Genomic DNA, 18,452 nt, shown 5'->3' on the forward strand with positions numbered 1-18,452 from the left:
AAGGATACAAAATGAGTAGCGTAGATATTCTTGTTCCCGACCTGCCTGAATCCGTAGCAGATGCGACCGTCGCTACCTGGCACAAAAAACCAGGCGATGCCGTTAAGCGCGATGAAGTGCTGGTAGAAATCGAAACTGACAAAGTGGTACTGGAAGTACCGGCTTCGGCGGATGGCGTTCTGGACGCGGTGCTGGAAGATGAAGGTACCACCGTAACCTCTCGTCAGATCCTGGGTCGCCTGCGTGAAGGCAACAGCGCGGGCAAAGAGTCCAGCGCGAAATCTGAAGAGAAAGCCTCTACGCCGGCTCAGCGCCAGCAGGCTTCTCTGGAAGAACAGTCTAACGATGCCCTCAGCCCGGCGATCCGTCGCCTGCTGGCTGAACACAGCCTCGACCCGGCAGCCATCAAAGGCACCGGTGTGGGCGGTCGTCTGACCCGCGAAGACATCGACAAACACCTTGCGAAAGCGCCTGCTCAGGCAGAAGCGAAAGCCCCTGCGGCAGCACCAGCAGCGCAGCCTGCTCTGGGTGCCCGCAGCGAAAAACGCGTGCCAATGACTCGCCTGCGCAAGCGCGTGGCCGAGCGTCTGCTGGAAGCGAAAAACTCCACCGCGATGCTGACCACCTTCAACGAAGTGAACATGAAGCCAATCATGGACCTGCGCAAGCAGTACGGTGACGCGTTTGAAAAACGTCACGGTATCCGTCTGGGCTTTATGTCCTTCTACGTGAAGGCGGTAGTTGAAGCGCTGAAACGCTACCCGGAAGTGAACGCGTCTATCGATGGCGATGACGTGGTTTACCACAACTATTTCGACGTCAGCATGGCGGTTTCTACTCCACGCGGCCTGGTCACCCCGGTTCTGCGTGATGTGGATACCCTGGGTATGGCTGACATCGAGAAAAACATTAAAGAGCTGGCTGTTAAAGGCCGCGACGGCAAGCTGACCGTAGACGACCTGACCGGCGGTAACTTCACCATTACCAACGGCGGCGTATTCGGCTCGCTGATGTCTACCCCGATCATTAACCCGCCGCAGAGCGCGATCCTGGGTATGCATGCCATTAAAGATCGCCCGATGGCGGTAGACGGTAAAGTTGAGATCCTGCCGATGATGTACCTGGCGCTCTCATACGATCACCGCCTGATCGACGGCCGCGAGTCCGTGGGCTTCCTGGTCGCGATTAAAGAGCTGCTGGAAGATCCAACCCGTCTGCTGCTGGACGTCTAGTTTTGCAGTCTTGCCCGGCGGCGTATGGCTGCCGGGCCAATAAAAGCACGACCTAACGATTACCTGAAGGATGGATAGAACACATGAACTTACATGAATATCAGGCCAAACAGCTGTTTGCCCGGTATGGCTTACCGGCTCCGGTGGGTTATGCCTGTACTACCCCGCGTGAAGCAGAAGAAGCCGCATCTAAAATCGGTTCCGGCCCTTGGGTAGTTAAGTGTCAGGTTCACGCTGGTGGCCGTGGTAAAGCGGGCGGTGTGAAGGTTGTTAAGAGCAAAGAAGAGATTCGTGCGTTTGCTGAACATTGGCTCGGCAAGCGTCTGGTAACGTACCAGACAGATGCGAACGGCCAGCCGGTTAACCAGATCCTGGTTGAAGCGGCGACCGACATCGCGAAAGAACTGTACCTGGGCGCGGTTGTTGACCGTAGCTCCCGTCGCGTGGTGTTCATGGCGTCTACCGAAGGCGGCGTGGAAATCGAAAAGGTGGCGGAAGAAACCCCGCACCTGATCCACAAAGTGGCAATCGATCCGTTGGCAGGCCCAATGCCTTACCAGGGTCGCGAGCTGGCGTTCAAACTGGGCCTGGAAGGCAAGCTGGTTCAGCAGTTCACCAAGATCTTCATGGGTCTGGCGAACATCTTCCTGGAGCGCGACCTGGCGCTGATCGAGATCAACCCGCTGGTGATCACCACCCAGGGCGACCTGATCTGCCTCGACGGCAAGCTGGGCGCTGACGGCAACGCGCTGTTCCGCCAGTCCGATCTGCGCGAAATGCGCGACCAGTCTCAGGAAGATCCGCGTGAAGCGCAGGCTGCACAGTGGGAGCTGAACTACGTGGCGCTGGACGGCAACATCGGCTGCATGGTTAACGGTGCGGGCCTGGCAATGGGCACCATGGACATCGTTAAGCTGCACGGCGGTGAGCCAGCAAACTTCCTCGACGTAGGCGGTGGCGCAACCAAAGAGCGCGTAACCGAAGCGTTCAAAATCATCCTCTCTGACGACAACGTGAAGGCCGTTCTGGTTAACATCTTCGGCGGCATCGTTCGTTGCGACCTGATCGCCGACGGAATCATCGGTGCGGTAGAAGAAGTGGGTGTTAACGTTCCGGTGGTTGTGCGTCTGGAAGGTAACAACGCTGAACTCGGCGCGAAAAAACTGGCTGACAGCGGCCTGAATATTATTGCAGCGAAAAGTCTGACGGATGCAGCTCAGCAGGTTGTTGCCGCAGTGGAGGGGAAATAATGTCAGTTTTAATTAATAAAGATACCAAGGTTATCTGCCAGGGCTTCACCGGTAGCCAGGGGACTTTCCACTCCGAACAGGCGATTGCCTACGGCACGCAGATGGTTGGCGGCGTAACGCCAGGTAAAGGCGGCACCACGCATCTGGGCCTGCCGGTATTCAACACCGTGCGTGAAGCCGTTGAAGCGACGGGCGCAACCGCGACCGTGATCTACGTTCCGGCACCGTTCTGCAAAGACTCCATTCTGGAAGCGATCGACGCAGGCATCAAGCTGATCATCACCATCACTGAAGGCATCCCGACGCTGGATATGCTGACCGTGAAGGTGAAGCTGGATGAAGCAGGCGTGCGCATGATCGGCCCGAACTGCCCTGGCGTTATCACCCCGGGCGAATGCAAAATCGGCATCATGCCGGGCCACATTCACAAGCCGGGTAAAGTGGGCATCGTGTCCCGTTCCGGTACGCTGACCTATGAAGCCGTTAAGCAGACCACCGATTACGGCTTCGGCCAGTCCACCTGCGTGGGCATCGGCGGTGACCCGATCCCGGGCTCTAACTTCATCGACATCCTGAAGCTGTTCCAGGAAGATCCACAGACCGAAGCGATCGTGATGATCGGTGAGATCGGTGGTAGCGCGGAAGAAGAAGCCGCTGCTTACATCAAAGAACACGTGACCAAGCCAGTTGTCGGTTACATCGCGGGTGTGACCGCGCCGAAAGGCAAGCGTATGGGTCACGCAGGCGCGATCATTGCCGGTGGTAAAGGTACGGCTGATGAGAAATTCGCAGCGCTGGAAGCCGCAGGCGTGAAAACCGTTCGCAGCCTGGCGGATATCGGCGAAGCACTGAAATCCATCATTAAGTAAGTCCTCTCTGCTCCCCGAAAGGGGGGCGTTGAAGTATAAAAATGTCCGTTTCGACATGGTTGGCCGCTGTAAAGCGGCCTTTTTTATTGCCTGCCGGGCGTCATGCAATAGTCACTAAATGGTGTTAATTAGAGAGGGGGATAAAAGTAAAATAATTGTTATTTATTTACCTTAAAGAGAGCGGATGGAAAAAAACGAAAAACGCACTAAAATTTATGTCCTGAATAAATTAGGCATTCGGGCTTCTGAGTTAATAAAAATCACTTCTGTTTATATTCATCAATCGACTTGATAACCTTAATTGTATTTTATATACATATCTTTAACATGGTTTTTACTATGTTCACCGCATCAAAACACATTTAACACAACGGATTGTTTTTGATTTAAATCAATGTTTAATCCTTGGAAAAACCCATCAAAAGGCGGTAAATTGTCCCCGATCAAAATGGCCGAAAAGTGGTAATTTTGCTATAAATTGATCGCCGTCGAAAAACGTAAATGTGATTCAATAAAAACCTGTTTATTGTAAGGGTTTTGCAGCGTATTATATTTGCGGGATCAATTTGAGTTTTTTATTAACGTATTTGTAACCTCACGTCATCGTTTTTATCCTCCTTCAGGGTAATAACGACGACAAGGATGCGAATAATTTGTATTGGGGCATGCGTGTGGATCTCTCTCTGACGGGGTTCACTCTCGGAGTCTTCATGCGATGAGCAAGGAGTCATGATGTTAGATATAGTCGAACTGTCGCGCTTACAGTTTGCCTTGACCGCGATGTACCACTTCCTGTTTGTGCCACTGACGCTCGGTATGGCGTTCCTGCTGGCCATTATGGAAACGGTATACGTTCTCTCCGGCAAACAGATTTATAAAGATATGACCAAGTTCTGGGGCAAGTTGTTTGGTATCAACTTCGCGCTGGGCGTGGCAACCGGTTTGACCATGGAGTTCCAGTTCGGGACTAACTGGTCTTACTATTCCCACTATGTAGGGGATATCTTCGGTGCGCCGCTGGCCATTGAAGGTCTGATGGCATTCTTCCTCGAATCCACCTTTGTAGGTCTGTTCTTCTTCGGCTGGGACCGTCTGGGTAAAGTCCAGCATATGGCGGTGACCTGGCTGGTGGCATTAGGTTCGAACCTGTCCGCGCTGTGGATTCTGGTGGCGAACGGCTGGATGCAGAACCCTATCGCGTCTGATTTCAACTTCGAAACCATGCGTATGGAGATGGTCAGCTTTGCCGAGCTGGTCCTGAACCCGGTTGCGCAGGTTAAATTCGTTCACACCGTCGCCTCTGGCTACGTGTGCGGCGCGATGTTTGTACTGGGCATCAGTTCTTACTACATGCTGCGCGGTCGTGACTTCGCCTTTGCTAAGCGCTCCTTTGCTATCGCTGCAAGCTTCGGTATGGCTGCAATCCTCTCTGTTATCGTTCTGGGTGATGAATCCGGTTACGAAATGGGTGACGTGCAGAAAACCAAACTGGCCGCCATCGAAGCCGAATGGGAAACCCAACCGGCGCCTGCTGCCTTTACGCTGTTCGGTATTCCGGATCAGGACGCGCAGGAAAACCGCTTCGCCATTCAGATCCCTTATGCGCTGGGTATCATCGCCACCCGTTCTGTTGATAAGCAGGTGACCGGTCTGAAAGAGCTGATGGTTCAGCACGAAGAGCGTATCCGTAACGGTATGAAAGCCTACTCGCTGCTGGAACAGCTGCGTGCCGGTTCTACCGACCAGGCCGTTCGCGACCAGTTCAACAACGTGAAGAAAGATCTGGGTTACGGTTTGCTGCTGAAGCGTTATACCCCGAACGTTTCTGATGCGACAGAAGCGCAGATCCAGATGGCAACCAAAGACTCGATTCCACGCGTTGCGCCACTGTACTTCGCATTCCGTATCATGGTGGGCTGCGGCATCATCATGCTGCTGATCATTGCGGCGTCCTTCTGGTCCGTGATTCGTAACCGCATCGGCGAGAAAAAATGGCTGCTGCGCACCGCGCTGTACGGTATTCCACTGCCGTGGATCGCGATTGAATCCGGCTGGTTTGTTGCGGAGTACGGCCGTCAGCCATGGGCGATTGGTGAGGTACTGCCAACGGCGGTAGCGAACTCGTCCCTGACAGCGGGCGACCTGATCTTCTCCATGCTGCTGATTTGTGGTCTGTACACCCTGTTCCTGGTGGCTGAACTGTTCCTGATGTTCAAGTTCGCGCGCCTTGGCCCAAGCAGCCTGAAAACCGGTCGCTATCACTACGAGCAGTCCACTGCGACTACTCAGCCGGCACGCTAAGACAGGAGTCATCAAATGATCGATTATGAAGTATTGCGTTTTATCTGGTGGCTGCTGGTTGGCGTTCTGCTGATCGGTTTTGCCGTCACGGATGGTTTCGACATGGGGGTGGGGATGCTCACCCGTTTCCTCGGTCGTAATGACACCGAGCGTCGAATCATGATCAACTCCATCGCCCCTCACTGGGACGGTAACCAGGTGTGGCTGATCACCGCTGGCGGCGCGCTGTTCGCTGCCTGGCCGATGGTCTACGCGGCTGCGTTCTCCGGCTTCTACGTGGCGATGATTCTGGTGCTGGCCTCTTTATTCTTCCGTCCGGTTGGTTTCGACTACCGTTCCAAGATTGAAGACACCCGCTGGCGCAACATGTGGGACTGGGGCATCTTCATCGGTAGCTTCGTTCCACCGCTGGTGATCGGCGTGGCGTTCGGTAACCTGCTGCAGGGCGTACCGTTCCACCTGGACGAATACATGCGTCTTTACTACACCGGTAACTTCTTCCAGCTGCTGAATCCGTTTGGCCTGCTGGCCGGCGTGGTGAGCGTGGCGATGATCATCACTCAGGGCGCAACCTATCTGCAGATGCGTACGGTTGGTGAACTGCACCTGCGTTCTCGCGCGACGGCTCAGGTCGCTGCGCTGGTAACGCTGGTCTGCTTCGCACTGGCCGGTGTGTGGGTGGTGTACGGCATTGATGGTTATGTGGTGACCTCTGCAATTAACCACTCGGCACCGTCTAATCCGCTGACCAAAGAAGTGGCGCGTCAGGCTGGCGCATGGCTGGTGAACTTCAATAACACCCCTGCGCTGTGGGCGATCCCGGCTCTGGGCGTATTGCTGCCGCTGCTGACCGTGTTGACGTCTCGTCTGGAGAAAGGCGCGCTGGCGTTCGTGTTCTCTTCGCTGACCCTGGCGTGCATCATCCTGACGGCGGGTATTGCGATGTTCCCATTCGTCATGCCATCCAGCACCATGCTGAATGCTAGCCTGACCATGTGGGACGCAACGTCCAGCCAGCTGACGCTGAACCTGATGACGTATGTTGCTTGCGTGTTCGTACCGATTATCCTGCTCTACACCACCTGGTGTTACTGGAAAATGTTCGGTCGCATCACTAAAGAACATATCGAAAGCAACACCCACTCTATGTACTAAGTAAGGAGCTGAATATGTGGTATTTCGCATGGATTTTAGGGACGCTTCTTGCCTGTGCATTTGGTGTCATCACTGCCCTGGCGCTTGAGCACGTCGAAGCGACCAAAGCGGGTGAAGAAAAACACTGATGAATATTATCGCGACGCTTTACGCGGTAATGGACAAGCGCCCGTTACGGGCGCTTTCTTTAGTGATGGCATTACTGCTGGCAGGTTGTATCTTCTGGGACCCTTCGCGCTTTGCAGCGAAAACCAGCGAGCTTGAAATCTGGCACGGCTTTCTCATTATGTGGGCGGTCTGTGCAGGTGTGATCCACGGCGTCGGCTTTCGTCCGAAAGCCATTCACTGGCAGGGAATTTTTTGCCCGCTGATTGCCGATCTGGTGCTTCTCGCCGGTTTGATTTTCTTCTTCTTCTGAATAAGAAATGTCCGTTAACGTTATGGGCTTACCCGAGCCCATAAAAATTTACTCTCCGTTTACTTTCTCCCATTCCCAACCCTCTTTCCCGCGCGTATAGTAGCGAAGTTTAAAAGCATTAACTTTTGTTGCATTACCGGGATGTAAAGTGAATACAACGCTGTTTCGATGGCCGGTTCGTGTCTATTACGAAGATACCGATGCCGGTGGTGTGGTTTACCACGCCAGCTACGTTGCTTTTTATGAACGGGCACGCACAGAGATGCTGCGCCATCATCACTTTAGTCAACAGGTGCTGTTGGCTGAGCGAGTTGCCTTCGTGGTACGCAAGATGACGCTTGAGTATTTTGCGCCTGCCAGACTCGACGATATGCTCGAAGTCCAAACTGAAATTACATCAATGCGCGGGACCTCACTGGTTTTCACGCAGCGGATAGTCAACGCAGAGAATACCGTACTGAACTCAGCTGAAGTGCTGATTGTTTGTGTTGATCCAACCATAATGAAGCCTCGTGCGCTTCCTAAGTCTATTGTCGCGGAGTTTAAGCAGTGACTGACATGAATATCCTTGATTTGTTCCTGAAGGCAAGCCTTCTGGTTAAACTTATCATGTTGATTTTGATTGGTTTTTCAATCGCATCCTGGGCCATCATCATCCAGAGAACGCGTATCCTCAATGCCGCTGGCCGTGAAGCTGAAGCGTTTGAAGATAAGTTCTGGTCGGGTATTGAGCTTTCTCGTCTTTATCAGGAAAGCCAGGGACGCCGTGAAAACCTTACAGGCTCCGAGCAAATTTTTTATAGCGGTTTCAAAGAGTTTGCTCGTCTGCATCGTGCAAACAATCATGCGCCGGAAGCGGTTGTAGAAGGTGCCTCGCGTGCGATGCGTATCTCTATGAACCGTGAGCTGGAAAATCTCGAAACGCATATTCCATTCCTCGGCACTGTCGGTTCCATCAGCCCGTATATCGGCCTGTTTGGTACCGTGTGGGGGATCATGCACGCCTTTATCGCGCTGGGCGCGGTGAAGCAGGCGACGTTGCAGATGGTTGCACCGGGTATCGCTGAAGCACTGATTGCGACCGCTATCGGTCTGTTTGCGGCAATTCCTGCGGTTATGGCTTATAACCGTCTGAACCAGCGCGTGAACAAACTGGAACTGAACTACGACAACTTTATGGAAGAGTTCACTGCGATTCTGCACCGTCAGGCGTTTACCAGCACCGAGAGCAACAAGGGGTAAACCATGGCCAGATCGCGTGGACGAGGTCGTCGCGAGCTCAAGTCCGAAATCAATATCGTTCCACTGCTGGACGTCCTGCTGGTACTGCTGCTGATCTTCATGGCTACAGCGCCAATCATTACTCAGAGCGTGGAAGTGGATCTGCCGGATGCGACAGTATCACAGGCGGTGAGCACCAATGACGATCCTCCGGTTATCATTGAGGTTTCCGGCGTAGGGCAATACAGCGTCGTGGTAGAGAAAGATCGTATGGATCAGCTGCCGCCTGAGCAGGTTATTGCTGAAGCGCAGCGTCGTCTGGAGTCAAATCCGAAAACGGTCTTCTTAATCGGTGGCGCGAAAGACGTACCCTACGATGAAATTATTAAAGCGCTGAACTTGCTACATAGTGCGGGTGTTAAGTCAGTTGGCTTAATGACCCAACCTATTTGATCATCCGCGTAGTTTTTGGGAACCGATAGTGTCAAAGGCAACCGAACAGAACGACAAGCTTAAGCGAGCGATAATCGTCTCCGCAGTGCTGCACGTGATTCTCTTTGCAGCGCTGATCTGGAGTTCGTTCGACGAGCATATTGATGCATCAGCCGGTGGCGGTGGAGGGTCTTCCATTGACGCCGTGATGGTGGATCCCGGTGCGGTAGTACAGAACTATAATCGCGAACAGCAGCAGAAGGCGAGTGCCAAACGGGCTGAAGAGCAGCGTGAAAAACAGTCGCAACAGCAGGCGGAAGAACTGCGTGAAAAGCAGGCCGCAGAGCAGGAGCGTCTGAAGCAGCTTGAGAAAGAGCGTTTGCAGGCGCAGGAAGCTGCGAAAGAGCAGGCGGAACAGCAGAAGCAAGCCGAAGAGGCCGCGAAGAAAGCACAGGAACAGCAAAAGCAGGCGGAAGAGGCGGCAGCAAAAGCCGCAGCGGACGCGAAAGCACAGGCTGATGCCCAGGCAAAATTAGCGGCAGAAGCGGCGAAGAAAGCCGCTGCTGATGCTCAGAAGAAAGCTGAAGCGGAAGCGGCGAAGAAAGCCGCTGCCGATGCTCAGAAGAAAGCTGAAGCGGAAGCGGCGAAGAAAGCCGCTGCTGATGCTCAGAAGAAAGCCGAAGCGGAAGCCGCGAAAAAAGCCGCTCAGGAAGCAGAGAAGAAAGCTGCTGCCGAGGCCGCGAAGAAAGCGGCTGCTGCTGAGAAAGCGGCTGCAGAAAAAGCTGCCGCTGCTGAGAAAGCCGCTGCCGATAAAAAAGCTGCAGCTGAGAAGGCTGCCGCCGATAAGAAAGCTGCAGCTGAGAAGGCCGCTGCCGATAAGAAAGCTGCTGCTGATAAAGCGGCAGCCAAAAAGGCCGCTGCTGCTGAAAAAGCTGCTGCTGCCGCAGGGGTTGACGATCTGCTGGGCGATTTGAGCTCCGGTAAGAATGCACCGAAAACGGGCGGTGGGGCGAAAGGAAACAACGCAGCGCCGACGGGAAGTGGTAACACTAAGAGTAACGGTGCGACAGGGGCTGAAATCAACGGTTATGCCGCGCAGATTAAATCCGCTATTGAAAGCCGATTCTATGATGCGTCTTCCTATACCGGTAAAACGTGTACGTTGCGTATAAAACTGGCTCCGGACGGCATGCTGCTGGATATTAAGTCTGAAGGTGGCGACCCGGCTTTATGTACTGCGGCCCTGGCTGCAGCGCGTCAGGCGAAGATGCCTAAACCGCCGTCTCAGGCAGTTTACGAAGTCTTCAAAAATGCGCCGCTGGACTTCAAACCTTAAGTTACATTTTCCCCGTGCAAACGGGGAAAAATAGACCAGGTTTAGTCACAGGGTTCTGGTAGTTTTGTCTATTTGAGTTTGTTAACATTCTGCTAAATTATCGTGGGTAAGGTTACCCGGATAAGGGAGATATGATGAAGCAGGCATTACGTGTAGCATTTAGTTTTTTAATGCTGTGGGCAGCAGTACTGCACGCAGAAGTACGTATCGAGATCACCCAGGGGGTGGACTCGGCACGCCCAATCGGTGTTGTTCCGTTCCAGTGGGCCGGTCCTGGCGCTGCACCTGAAGATGCCGGTGGCATCGTGGCGGCTGACCTGCGTAACAGCGGTAAATTCAACCCGTTAGATCGTTCTCGTCTGCCGCAGCAGCCGGGCAGCGCGCAGGAAGTACAGCCTGCAGCATGGTCTGCACTGGGTATTGATGCCGTGGTTGTGGGTCAGGTTACGCCTAACCCGGACGGCTCTTACAACGTGGCCTGGCAGCTGGTGGATACCGGCGGTGCACCGGGTACCGTTCTGGCACAGAACTCTTACAAGGTTACGAAGCAGTACCTGCGCTACGCGGCACACGCTGCCAGCGATGCGGTATTTGAAAAACTGACCGGCATTAAAGGGGCGTTCCGTACCCGTATTGCTTATGTGGTGCAGACCAACGGTGGTCAGTTCCCGTATGAGCTGCGCGTATCTGACTACGACGGCTACAACCAGTTCCTGGTGAAACGTTCTTCACAGCCGCTGATGTCTCCAGCCTGGTCTCCGGACGGTTCTAAACTGGCCTATGTAACCTTCGAAAGTGGCCGTTCAGCGCTGGTTATCCAGACGCTGGCAAACGGTGCTGTTCGTCAGGTGGCGTCTTTCCCACGTCACAACGGTGCGCCTTCCTTCTCTCCGGACGGGTCTAAACTGGCGTTTGCGCTGTCAAAAACCGGTAGCCTGAACCTGTACGTGATGGACATTGGCTCTGGCCAGATCCGTCAGGTGACCGACGGTCGCAGCAACAACACTGAACCTTCATGGTTCCCGGATAGTCAAAACCTGGCGTTTACTTCTGACCAGGCTGGCCGTCCACAAATCTATAAAGTCAACATCAACGGCGGTGCTCCGCAGCGTATTACCTGGGAAGGTTCGCAGAACCAGAACTCAGACGTGAGCAGCGACGGTAAATTTATGGTAATGGTGAGCTCCAACGGTGGGCAGCAGCACATTGCCAAACAGGATCTGGTAGCGGGTGGCGTTCAAGTTCTGTCGTCAACGTTCCTGGATGAAACGCCAAGTCTGGCACCTAACGGCACGATGGTAATCTACAGCTCTTCTCAGGGGATGGGATCTGTGCTGAATCTGGTTTCTACAGATGGGCGTTTCAAAGCGCGTATTCCGGCAACTGATGGACAGGTAAAATCACCTGCCTGGTCGCCGTATCTGTAAATAATAATTAATTGATTACTAAAGGAATCATAGAAATGCAACTGAACAAAGTGCTGAAGGGGCTGATGATCGCTCTGCCTGTAATGGCAATCGCAGCGTGTTCTTCTAACAAGAACGCCAGCAATGACCAGAGCGGCGAAGGCATGATGGGTGCCGGCACCGGTATGGACGCGAACGGCAATGGCAACATGTCTTCTGAAGAGCAGGCGCGTCTTCAGATGCAGCAGCTGCAGCAGAACAACATCGTTTACTTCGATCTGGATAAATACGACATCCGTTCTGACTTCGCTGCGATGCTGGATGCTCACGCTAACTTCCTGCGTAGCAACCCATCTTACAAAGTCACCGTAGAAGGTCACGCGGACGAACGTGGTACTCCAGAGTACAACATCTCCCTGGGTGAACGTCGTGCTAACGCTGTTAAAATGTACCTGCAGGGTAAAGGCGTTTCTGCTGACCAGATCTCCATCGTTTCTTACGGTAAAGAAAAACCTGCAGTACTGGGTCACGACGAAGCGGCTTACTCCAAAAACCGTCGTGCCGTACTGGTTTACTAAGAGAATTGCATGAGCAGTAACTTCAGACATCATCTGTTGAGTCTGTCGTTACTGGTTGGAATAGCGGCCCCCTGGGCCGCTTTTGCTCAGGCACCAATCAGTAGTGTCGGCTCAGGCTCGGTAGAAGACCGGGTCACTCAACTCGAGCGTATTTCTAACGCTCACAGCCAGCTTTTAACCCAACTCCAGCAACAACTTTCTGATAACCAAAACGATATTGACTCTCTCCGCGGCCAGATTCAGGAAAGCCAGTATCAGTTGAACCAGGTTGTGGAACGTCAGAAGCAGATTTTGCTGCAGATAGATAGCCTGAGCAGCGGTGGTGCAGCAGCACAAGCACAGCCAGCCGCGGGCGATCAGACCGGTGCGGCGACATCAGCTCCGGCTGCGGATGCTTCTGCTGCAACAGGTGCGCCTGTACAGAGCGGTGACGCGAATACGGACTACAACGCGGCCATTGCCCTGGTGCAGGATCAATCTCGTCAGGATGACGCGCTTGCTGCGTTTCAGAACTTTGTTAAGAAATACCCTGATTCCACTTATCAGCCAAATGCGAATTACTGGCTCGGTCAGCTGAATTACAACAAGGGTAAAAAGGACGATGCGGCGTTTTATTTTGCCTCAGTGGTGAAAAATTACCCGAAATCGCCAAAAGCGCCTGATGCGATGTATAAAGTGGGCGTCATCATGCAGGACAAAGGCGACACTGCGAAAGCCAAAGCGGTTTATCAGCAGGTGGTCTCTAAATTCCCGGGTACCGAAGGTGCTAAGCAGGCGCAAAAACGTCTGAATTCGATGGGATGATTATCGCATGACCAGAAATCGCGTTATTTCTGGTCGTGCAGCATGATTCGTAAGCAGTTAAGTGATCTTCATCGAAATTTTTGTTGCGCTGAATTCTTAAATCAGTAATATATGCCGCCGTTGCCACGGGATATCAAACAACGTGAAAACAGCGTAAAAGTGGGTCGTTAGCTCAGTTGGTAGAGCAGTTGACTTTTAATCAATTGGTCGCAGGTTCGAATCCTGCACGACCCACCACTTAACGCACACCAGCAGTACAGAGTGGGTGATTAGCTCAGTTGGTAGAGCATCTCCTTTACACGGAGGGGGTCGGCGGTTCGAGCCCGTCATCACCCACCACTCGGGTCGTTAGCTCAGTTGGTAGAGCAGTTGACTTTTAATCAATTGGTCGCAGGTTCGAATCCTGCACGACCCACCAATTTTATTGGTTCCGAGTGATAATTCAGGCAACACCCAAAAGGGTCGTTAGCTCAGTTGGTAGAGCAGTTGACTTTTAATCAATTGGTCGCAGGTTCGAATCCTGCACGACCCACCAGCCTGAATAAATTTGAAGTACATCCCGCAAGGGGTCGTTAGCTCAGTTGGTAGAGCAGTTGACTTTTAATCAATTGGTCGCAGGTTCGAATCCTGCACGACCCACCAGTGTAGAAAGGCGCCCTAAAGGCGCCTTTTTGCTATCTGCCGTCTGTGCAGGTCGGGCAAGGCGAAGCCGCTGACCGACAAATGCTATCCGCACCTATTTCCGGTGACTTTTCCTCTCATATTCGCTATCTTGTTTAGTATACAAAACACAATTGCCACGCGTTTTGCTATGTCATGCAAAAGAAAGGCAATATTGTTAAGCCCGTAAAACGAGAAGCCATAATGAGTGTGATGTTTGATCCTGAAGCCGCAATCTATCCGTTTCCGCCAAAGCCTGTCCCGCTGAGCCAGGACGAAAAGCAATTCTACCGTGAGAAGATCAAACGTCTTCTCAAAGAACGAGATGCGGTGATGGTGGCTCATTACTACACCGACCCGGAAATTCAGCAACTGGCGGAAGAGACCGGGGGCTGTATTTCTGACTCACTGGAGATGGCACGCTTCGGTGCAAAACATCCTGCTTCCACGCTGCTGGTTGCTGGCGTGCGTTTTATGGGCGAAACGGCAAAGATCCTGAGCCCTGAAAAAACCATTCTGATGCCGACGCTTAATGCGGAGTGTTCACTGGATCTCGGCTGCCCGATTGACGAATTCACGGCCTTCTGTGACGCCTACCCTGACCGGACCGTGGTGGTTTACGCCAACACCTCTGCGGCGGTAAAAGCGCGGGCAGACTGGGTTGTCACCTCCAGCATCGCCGTTGAGCTGATTGAACATCTGGATAGCCTTGGCGAGAAAATTATCTGGGCGCCTGACCGCCATCTTGGAAATTATGTCCAGAAGCAGACGGGGGCTGACGTTCTCTGCTGGCAGGGTGCCTGCATTGTGCACGACGAATTCAAAACCCAGGCGCTGGCGCGCATGAAGGCACTTTATCCTGACGCCGCGATTCTTGTTCACCCTGAATCACCGCAGTCGATTGTCGACATGGCGGACGCCGTGGGCTCAACCAGCCAGCTTATCAACGCGGCCAGAACGCTGCCTAACAGGCAGCTCATCGTGGCGACCGATCGCGGTATCTTCTACAAGATGCAGCAGGCCGTGCCGGAGAAAGAGCTCCTTGAAGCGCCAACGGCGGGCGAGGGCGCAACGTGTCGCAGCTGTGCGCATTGTCCGTGGATGGCGATGAATGGCCTGAAGGCCATTGCCGAAGGGCTCGAGACGGGCGGTGCAGCACATGAAATCCATGTGGATGCCGCCCTGCGTGAAGGTGCGTTAATTCCGCTTAACCGCATGCTGGATTTTGCAGCTACACTACGTACTTAATTCAAAACGCCCCGGGGAAAAGATGGATTTTTTTAGCACGCAGAACATTCTGGTTCATATACCGATTGGTGCAGGTGGCTATGACCTGTCATGGATTGAGGCCATTGGCACGCTGGCGGGATTACTCTGTATCTGGCTGGCAAGCCTGGAGAAGATCAGCAACTACGCGTTCGGGCTGATTAACGTTACGCTGTTTGCGATTATCTTCTTCCAGATCCAGCTGTACGCCAGCCTGCTTTTGCAGCTGTTCTTCTTCGCCGCCAATATTTACGGCTGGTACGCGTGGTCGCGTCAGAACAGCCAGCAGGAGGCAGAACTGCAGATCCGCTGGCTTCCATTGCCGAAAGCCATCGCCTGGTTTGTCGCCTGCGTGGTCGCCATTGGCTTAATGACCGTCTATATCAACCCGGTGTTTGCGTTCCTGACCCGCGTTGCCGTTTCGGTCATGTCCGGTTTCGGCCTGAACGTGACGATGCCCGAGCTCCAGCCGGATGCCTTCCCGTTCTGGGATTCCTGCATGATGGTGCTGTCGATTGCGGCGATGATCCTGATGACCCGTAAATACGTTGAGAACTGGCTGCTGTGGGTCATCATCAACGTGATCAGCGTGGCGATCTTCGCCCTGCAGGGCGTCTATGCGATGTCGCTGGAATATCTGCTGCTGACCTTCATTGCGCTGAACGGCAGCCGGATGTGGATTAAGAGCGCGCGTGAGCGAGGCTCTCACGCGCTTTCCAGCTAGTGGTGATGCTGATGTGAATGTCCGGACTGCGCCTCGTTAAGGTGGCAGTCCGGCCCGTTACAGGGCTGATACTCCATCTGGATGGTGGCGTGGCCAATTTCGTAGTGATGTTCAAGAAAATGCTGGATGCGTTCAAGCAGCGCATCGTGGTCGTGAGGCGGGATCACCTGGACGTGCAGCGTCATGACCGGTTTTTCCCCCACCAGCCAGACGTGCACGTGATGAACATTGCGGACTTCCGGGACTGAACGGCGCAGGTTGCGCTTCAGCTCGTCAATATCCATCGATGCCGGTGCCCCTTCAAGCAGTTCATTCACGCTCTCCTTCAGTAGCCGCCAGGCGCTGCGCAAGACCAGACACGACACCAGCACGGACAGAATCGGATCGACAGGCGTCCAGCCGGTGTAGAGGATCACCAGCGCGGCGACAATCGCCCCGACTGAGCCGAGCAAATCACCCAGAACATGCAGAGCCGCAGCGCGCACGTTGAGGTTCTTTTCCCCGCTGCCGCGGTGCAAAATCCAGAAGGCGAGGATATTCGCCAGCAGCCCCGCCACGGCAATCACCATCATTGTCGCCCCGGCGATCGGCTGCGGGTGTCTGAAGCGCTGTACGGCCTCCCAGACGATAAGAACGGTAATGACCACCAGCGCAATAGCGTTAACAAACGCGGCGAGGGTTGTCAGCCTCAGCCAGCCGAAGGTATGGCGCGCATTGGGAGGACGACGCGCAAACTGCACCGCCAGCAGGGCGAAGAGCAGCGCTGCGGCATCGGTCAGCATGTGTCCGGCATCAGCCAGTAGCGCCAGAGAGCCGGAAATCAGGCCGCCAATGACCTCGATAACCATAAACGTTGCCGTGACGCCAAAGGCCAGCATCAGTCGTTTAGCGTTGTCGTTGCCGGGAGAGGGTGAGTGGGAATGGGAGTGCGCCATGTCTGCTTTCCTGATGTGTTATTGTTTTTAGTGTAGCGTTTTTAATAGGTTACTCCAAAAAGAAAGGAGAGCCAGAGCTCTCCTTTTTCTTACCGAACCCTACATTACTGGGTGGTGCCATCGGTTTTGGTATTCGCGTCGTTCCCTACTTTGTCATTAGGGTCAGGGCATTTGCCGTCCTTGCACATTGAGTTCTTATGAACCTCGTCCGAACTCATATTGTCATGATTCATGGTGCCGGAACCGCTGCCGTTGGGATGCAGCATGGTGCCTCCGTTGTTAGTGTTGCCGGTATTGATCTGGCTGTTGTCGACATTATTCGGGGCGATATTCTGTTTCGCATCAGGTGCGGGCTGGCCTGCTGCCGCAGCGGCATTCGCATCACCGTTGCTGTCTGATGTGCCCGTTTCCGCGGCCAGGACGCTGCCGCTTGCCAGAGTAAGTGTGGCGGTCAGGAAGAGGGTTGCCAGTTTTGTCATTTTCATCATGGTGCTCCTGTTCTTGTCGTTACGCTGGATAACATTCTCCAACAGTGCATCTTTTTCTGAGGCGAAAGATTCCGCCTTACGGACTTACGTCAGTAGGGAATCGCGTTTAAGCGTGTAAAATTGGTTGTTACAGTTAAAAAGCTTAGGTTAGATCTCGTTTTTCGCTATTTTGTGGCGATTTTTAGGCGAATTCCAGGAATTATCTGCGTGAAGTGTAAAACCGTGTTTACACTTCCTGGTCGACAAGATAGATTGAAAGGATTGCTTTCATTACTAAAGATATGGCAGAGCTGGAAAGAAAATGAATTATCAGAACGACGATTTACGCATTAAAGAGATCAATGAGTTATTACCTCCTGTAGCGCTCCTTGAGAAATTCCCCGCCACTGAAAATGCCGCAAACACGGTTTCTCATGCTCGTAAAGCGATCCATAAGATCCTGAAAGGTAATGACGATCGTCTTCTGGTGGTGATTGGTCCGTGCTCCATTCACGATCCTGCAGCTGCGAAAGAGTACGCTGCCCGTCTGCTCACCCTCCGTGAAGAGCTGAAGGACGAGCTGGAAATCGTGATGCGCGTCTATTTTGAAAAACCGCGCACCACCGTGGGCTGGAAAGGACTGATTAACGATCCGCATATGGATAACAGCTTCCAGATCAACGACGGCCTGCGCATTGCGCGCAAGCTGCTGCTGGAGATCAACGACAGCGGCCTGCCTGCGGCCGGTGAATTCCTGGACATGATAACGCCGCAATACCTGGCAGACCTGATGAGCTGGGGCGCAATTGGTGCCCGCACAACCGAATCTCAGGTGCACCGCGAGCTGGCGTCCGGTCTCTCTTGCCCGGTGGGTTTCAAAAACGGCACTGACGGCACCATTAAGGTGGCTATTGACGCCATCAACGCAGCGGGTGCGCCGCACTGCTTCCTGTCCGTGACCAAATGGGGCCATTCCGCCATCGTTAACACCAGCGGTAACGGTGACTGCCATATCATTCTGCGCGGCGGCAAAGAGCCGAACTACAGCGCGAAACACGTGGCGGAAGTGAAGGTCGGGCTGGAAAAAGCCGGGCTGCCACCGCAGGTGATGATCGATTTCAGCCATGCTAACTCCAGCAAGCAGTTTAAAAAGCAGATGGAAGTGGGTGCAGACGTCTGCCAGCAGGTTGCCGGCGGTGAGAAGGCGGTGATTGGGGTAATGATCGAAAGCCATCTGGTTGAAGGTAACCAGAACCTGGAAGGCAGCGAGCCGCTGGTGTATGGCAAAAGCGTCACCGATGCCTGCATTGGCTGGGACGATACCGATACCATCCTGCGTCAGCTGGCGAATGCGGTAAAAGCGCGCCGCGGCTGAATTCTCAGGCACAAATAAAAAAG

Annotated in this window: 19 protein-coding genes and 5 tRNA genes; 22 read left to right on the top strand and 2 right to left on the bottom strand. The window is 53.6% G+C overall.

Annotated features, from left to right (window positions below):
• Nucleotides 1-11: 11 nt before the first annotated feature.
• From odhB to pnuC, 21 genes are all read left to right on the top strand, one after another.
• Nucleotides 12-1,232 (top strand): 2-oxoglutarate dehydrogenase complex dihydrolipoyllysine-residue succinyltransferase, encoded by a 1,221-nt coding sequence (odhB, locus tag LBF07_RS17610; RefSeq protein WP_008501093.1) that lies wholly within the window; start codon nucleotides 12-14, stop codon nucleotides 1,230-1,232.
• A gap of 83 nt (nucleotides 1,233-1,315) precedes the next feature.
• Nucleotides 1,316-2,482 carry an ADP-forming succinate--CoA ligase subunit beta gene (sucC, locus tag LBF07_RS17615; RefSeq protein ID WP_023310791.1) on the top strand — a complete coding sequence of 389 codons (1,167 nt, stop codon included), beginning with the start codon at nucleotides 1,316-1,318 and terminating at the stop codon, nucleotides 2,480-2,482.
• Entirely contained in the window at nucleotides 2,482-3,351 is an 870-nt protein-coding gene (gene sucD / locus LBF07_RS17620) for a succinate--CoA ligase subunit alpha (RefSeq protein ID WP_008501094.1), read from the top strand. The genes sucC and sucD overlap by 1 nt, the downstream gene beginning before the upstream one ends.
• Before the next feature lie 732 nt (nucleotides 3,352-4,083).
• Nucleotides 4,084-5,652: a cytochrome ubiquinol oxidase subunit I gene (cydA, locus tag LBF07_RS17625; protein ID WP_023310795.1), complete on the top strand. Its 1,569-nt coding sequence runs from the start codon at nucleotides 4,084-4,086 to the stop codon at nucleotides 5,650-5,652.
• 15 nt (nucleotides 5,653-5,667) lie between these two features.
• On the top strand, nucleotides 5,668-6,807 hold the full coding sequence (gene cydB / locus LBF07_RS17630) for a cytochrome d ubiquinol oxidase subunit II (protein ID WP_047061368.1): 1,140 nt from the start codon (nucleotides 5,668-5,670) through the stop codon (nucleotides 6,805-6,807).
• 14 nt (nucleotides 6,808-6,821) lie between these two features.
• Entirely contained in the window at nucleotides 6,822-6,935 is a 114-nt protein-coding gene (cydX, locus tag LBF07_RS17635) for a cytochrome bd-I oxidase subunit CydX (RefSeq protein ID WP_003858598.1), read from the top strand.
• Nucleotides 6,935-7,225 (top strand): cyd operon protein YbgE, encoded by a 291-nt coding sequence (ybgE, locus tag LBF07_RS17640; RefSeq protein WP_014831116.1) that lies wholly within the window; start codon nucleotides 6,935-6,937, stop codon nucleotides 7,223-7,225. Before cydX ends, ybgE begins: the two co-directional genes overlap by 1 nt.
• Nucleotides 7,226-7,373: 148 nt before the next feature.
• Nucleotides 7,374-7,778: a tol-pal system-associated acyl-CoA thioesterase gene (gene ybgC / locus LBF07_RS17645; protein WP_003858593.1), complete on the top strand. Its 405-nt coding sequence runs from the start codon at nucleotides 7,374-7,376 to the stop codon at nucleotides 7,776-7,778.
• The gene (gene tolQ, locus LBF07_RS17650) at nucleotides 7,775-8,467 is read left to right on the top strand and encodes a Tol-Pal system protein TolQ (protein ID WP_008501101.1); all 693 of its coding nucleotides are present in this window, start codon (nucleotides 7,775-7,777) and stop codon (nucleotides 8,465-8,467) included. The genes ybgC and tolQ overlap by 4 nt, the downstream gene beginning before the upstream one ends.
• A 3-nt stretch (nucleotides 8,468-8,470) precedes the next feature.
• Nucleotides 8,471-8,899, top strand: a complete 429-nt coding sequence (tolR, locus tag LBF07_RS17655) for a colicin uptake protein TolR (RefSeq protein ID WP_094934375.1) — start codon at nucleotides 8,471-8,473, stop codon at nucleotides 8,897-8,899.
• Nucleotides 8,900-8,927: 28 nt separating this feature from the next.
• Complete coding sequence (gene tolA / locus LBF07_RS17660) at nucleotides 8,928-10,214, top strand: cell envelope integrity protein TolA (protein ID WP_029740419.1); 1,287 nt, start codon at nucleotides 8,928-8,930, stop codon at nucleotides 10,212-10,214.
• Between the two features lie 134 nt (nucleotides 10,215-10,348).
• Complete coding sequence (gene tolB / locus LBF07_RS17665; protein WP_008501103.1) at nucleotides 10,349-11,641, top strand: Tol-Pal system beta propeller repeat protein TolB; 1,293 nt, start codon at nucleotides 10,349-10,351, stop codon at nucleotides 11,639-11,641.
• A 35-nt stretch (nucleotides 11,642-11,676) separates the two neighbouring features.
• Nucleotides 11,677-12,198 (top strand): peptidoglycan-associated lipoprotein Pal, encoded by a 522-nt coding sequence (gene pal, locus LBF07_RS17670; RefSeq protein WP_003858578.1) that lies wholly within the window; start codon nucleotides 11,677-11,679, stop codon nucleotides 12,196-12,198.
• Between the two features lie 9 nt (nucleotides 12,199-12,207).
• Nucleotides 12,208-13,002, top strand: a complete 795-nt coding sequence (gene cpoB / locus LBF07_RS17675; protein ID WP_048976319.1) for a cell division protein CpoB — start codon at nucleotides 12,208-12,210, stop codon at nucleotides 13,000-13,002.
• A gap of 161 nt (nucleotides 13,003-13,163) precedes the next feature.
• Nucleotides 13,164-13,239, top strand: a tRNA-Lys gene (locus tag LBF07_RS17680).
• 26 nt (nucleotides 13,240-13,265) lie between these two features.
• A tRNA-Val gene (locus tag LBF07_RS17685) sits at nucleotides 13,266-13,341 on the top strand.
• A 3-nt stretch (nucleotides 13,342-13,344) separates the two neighbouring features.
• Nucleotides 13,345-13,420: transfer RNA gene (locus tag LBF07_RS17690), tRNA-Lys, on the top strand.
• 41 nt (nucleotides 13,421-13,461) lie between these two features.
• A tRNA-Lys gene (locus LBF07_RS17695) sits at nucleotides 13,462-13,537 on the top strand.
• Nucleotides 13,538-13,568: 31 nt separating this feature from the next.
• Nucleotides 13,569-13,644: transfer RNA gene (locus LBF07_RS17700), tRNA-Lys, on the top strand.
• 222 nt (nucleotides 13,645-13,866) lie between these two features.
• Nucleotides 13,867-14,910, top strand: a complete 1,044-nt coding sequence (nadA, locus tag LBF07_RS17705) for a quinolinate synthase NadA (protein WP_069303829.1) — start codon at nucleotides 13,867-13,869, stop codon at nucleotides 14,908-14,910.
• A gap of 22 nt (nucleotides 14,911-14,932) precedes the next feature.
• Nucleotides 14,933-15,652 carry a nicotinamide riboside transporter PnuC gene (gene pnuC, locus LBF07_RS17710; RefSeq protein WP_094934374.1) on the top strand — a complete coding sequence of 240 codons (720 nt, stop codon included), beginning with the start codon at nucleotides 14,933-14,935 and terminating at the stop codon, nucleotides 15,650-15,652.
• Here the strand turns inward: pnuC and zitB are convergent.
• Nucleotides 15,649-16,587, bottom strand: a complete 939-nt coding sequence (gene zitB / locus LBF07_RS17715) for a CDF family zinc transporter ZitB (protein WP_058841708.1) — start codon at nucleotides 16,585-16,587, stop codon at nucleotides 15,649-15,651. The two genes, pnuC and zitB, sit on opposite strands and share 4 nt — an antisense overlap.
• A 104-nt stretch (nucleotides 16,588-16,691) precedes the next feature.
• Nucleotides 16,692-17,072: a protein YbgS gene (locus tag LBF07_RS17720; RefSeq protein WP_087822191.1), complete on the bottom strand. Its 381-nt coding sequence runs from the start codon at nucleotides 17,070-17,072 to the stop codon at nucleotides 16,692-16,694.
• 304 nt (nucleotides 17,073-17,376) lie between these two features.
• Between LBF07_RS17720 and aroG the strand changes: the two genes are divergently transcribed.
• Entirely contained in the window at nucleotides 17,377-18,429 is a 1,053-nt protein-coding gene (gene aroG / locus LBF07_RS17725; RefSeq protein WP_058841707.1) for a 3-deoxy-7-phosphoheptulonate synthase AroG, read from the top strand.
• Nucleotides 18,430-18,452: the final 23 nt, after the last annotated feature.

It is taken from the genome of Enterobacter cloacae complex sp. ECL352, from assembly GCF_020149545.1.
GTDB classification, from domain to species: domain Bacteria; phylum Pseudomonadota; class Gammaproteobacteria; order Enterobacterales; family Enterobacteriaceae; genus Enterobacter; species Enterobacter asburiae_B.

Bases quoted from the DNA above. Each gene is read 5' to 3' on its own strand.
- odhB (WP_008501093.1), top strand. From the start codon at position 12: ATGAGTAGCGTAGATATTCTTGTTCCCGACCTGCCTGAATCCGTAGCA.
- sucC (WP_023310791.1), top strand. From the start codon at position 1,316: ATGAACTTACATGAATATCAGGCCAAACAGCTGTTTGCCCGGTATGGC.
- sucD (WP_008501094.1), top strand. From the start codon at position 2,482: ATGTCAGTTTTAATTAATAAAGATACCAAGGTTATCTGCCAGGGCTTC.
- cydA (WP_023310795.1), top strand. From the start codon at position 4,084: ATGTTAGATATAGTCGAACTGTCGCGCTTACAGTTTGCCTTGACCGCG.
- cydB (WP_047061368.1), top strand. From the start codon at position 5,668: ATGATCGATTATGAAGTATTGCGTTTTATCTGGTGGCTGCTGGTTGGC.
- cydX (WP_003858598.1), top strand. From the start codon at position 6,822: ATGTGGTATTTCGCATGGATTTTAGGGACGCTTCTTGCCTGTGCATTT.
- ybgE (WP_014831116.1), top strand. From the start codon at position 6,935: ATGAATATTATCGCGACGCTTTACGCGGTAATGGACAAGCGCCCGTTA.
- tolR (WP_094934375.1), top strand. From the start codon at position 8,471: ATGGCCAGATCGCGTGGACGAGGTCGTCGCGAGCTCAAGTCCGAAATC.
- tolB (WP_008501103.1), top strand. From the start codon at position 10,349: ATGAAGCAGGCATTACGTGTAGCATTTAGTTTTTTAATGCTGTGGGCA.
- pal (WP_003858578.1), top strand. From the start codon at position 11,677: ATGCAACTGAACAAAGTGCTGAAGGGGCTGATGATCGCTCTGCCTGTA.
- cpoB (WP_048976319.1), top strand. From the start codon at position 12,208: ATGAGCAGTAACTTCAGACATCATCTGTTGAGTCTGTCGTTACTGGTT.
- nadA (WP_069303829.1), top strand. From the start codon at position 13,867: ATGAGTGTGATGTTTGATCCTGAAGCCGCAATCTATCCGTTTCCGCCA.
- pnuC (WP_094934374.1), top strand. From the start codon at position 14,933: ATGGATTTTTTTAGCACGCAGAACATTCTGGTTCATATACCGATTGGT.
- zitB (WP_058841708.1), bottom strand. From the start codon at position 16,587: ATGGCGCACTCCCATTCCCACTCACCCTCTCCCGGCAACGACAACGCT.
- LBF07_RS17720 (WP_087822191.1), bottom strand. From the start codon at position 17,072: ATGAAAATGACAAAACTGGCAACCCTCTTCCTGACCGCCACACTTACT.
- aroG (WP_058841707.1), top strand. From the start codon at position 17,377: ATGAATTATCAGAACGACGATTTACGCATTAAAGAGATCAATGAGTTA.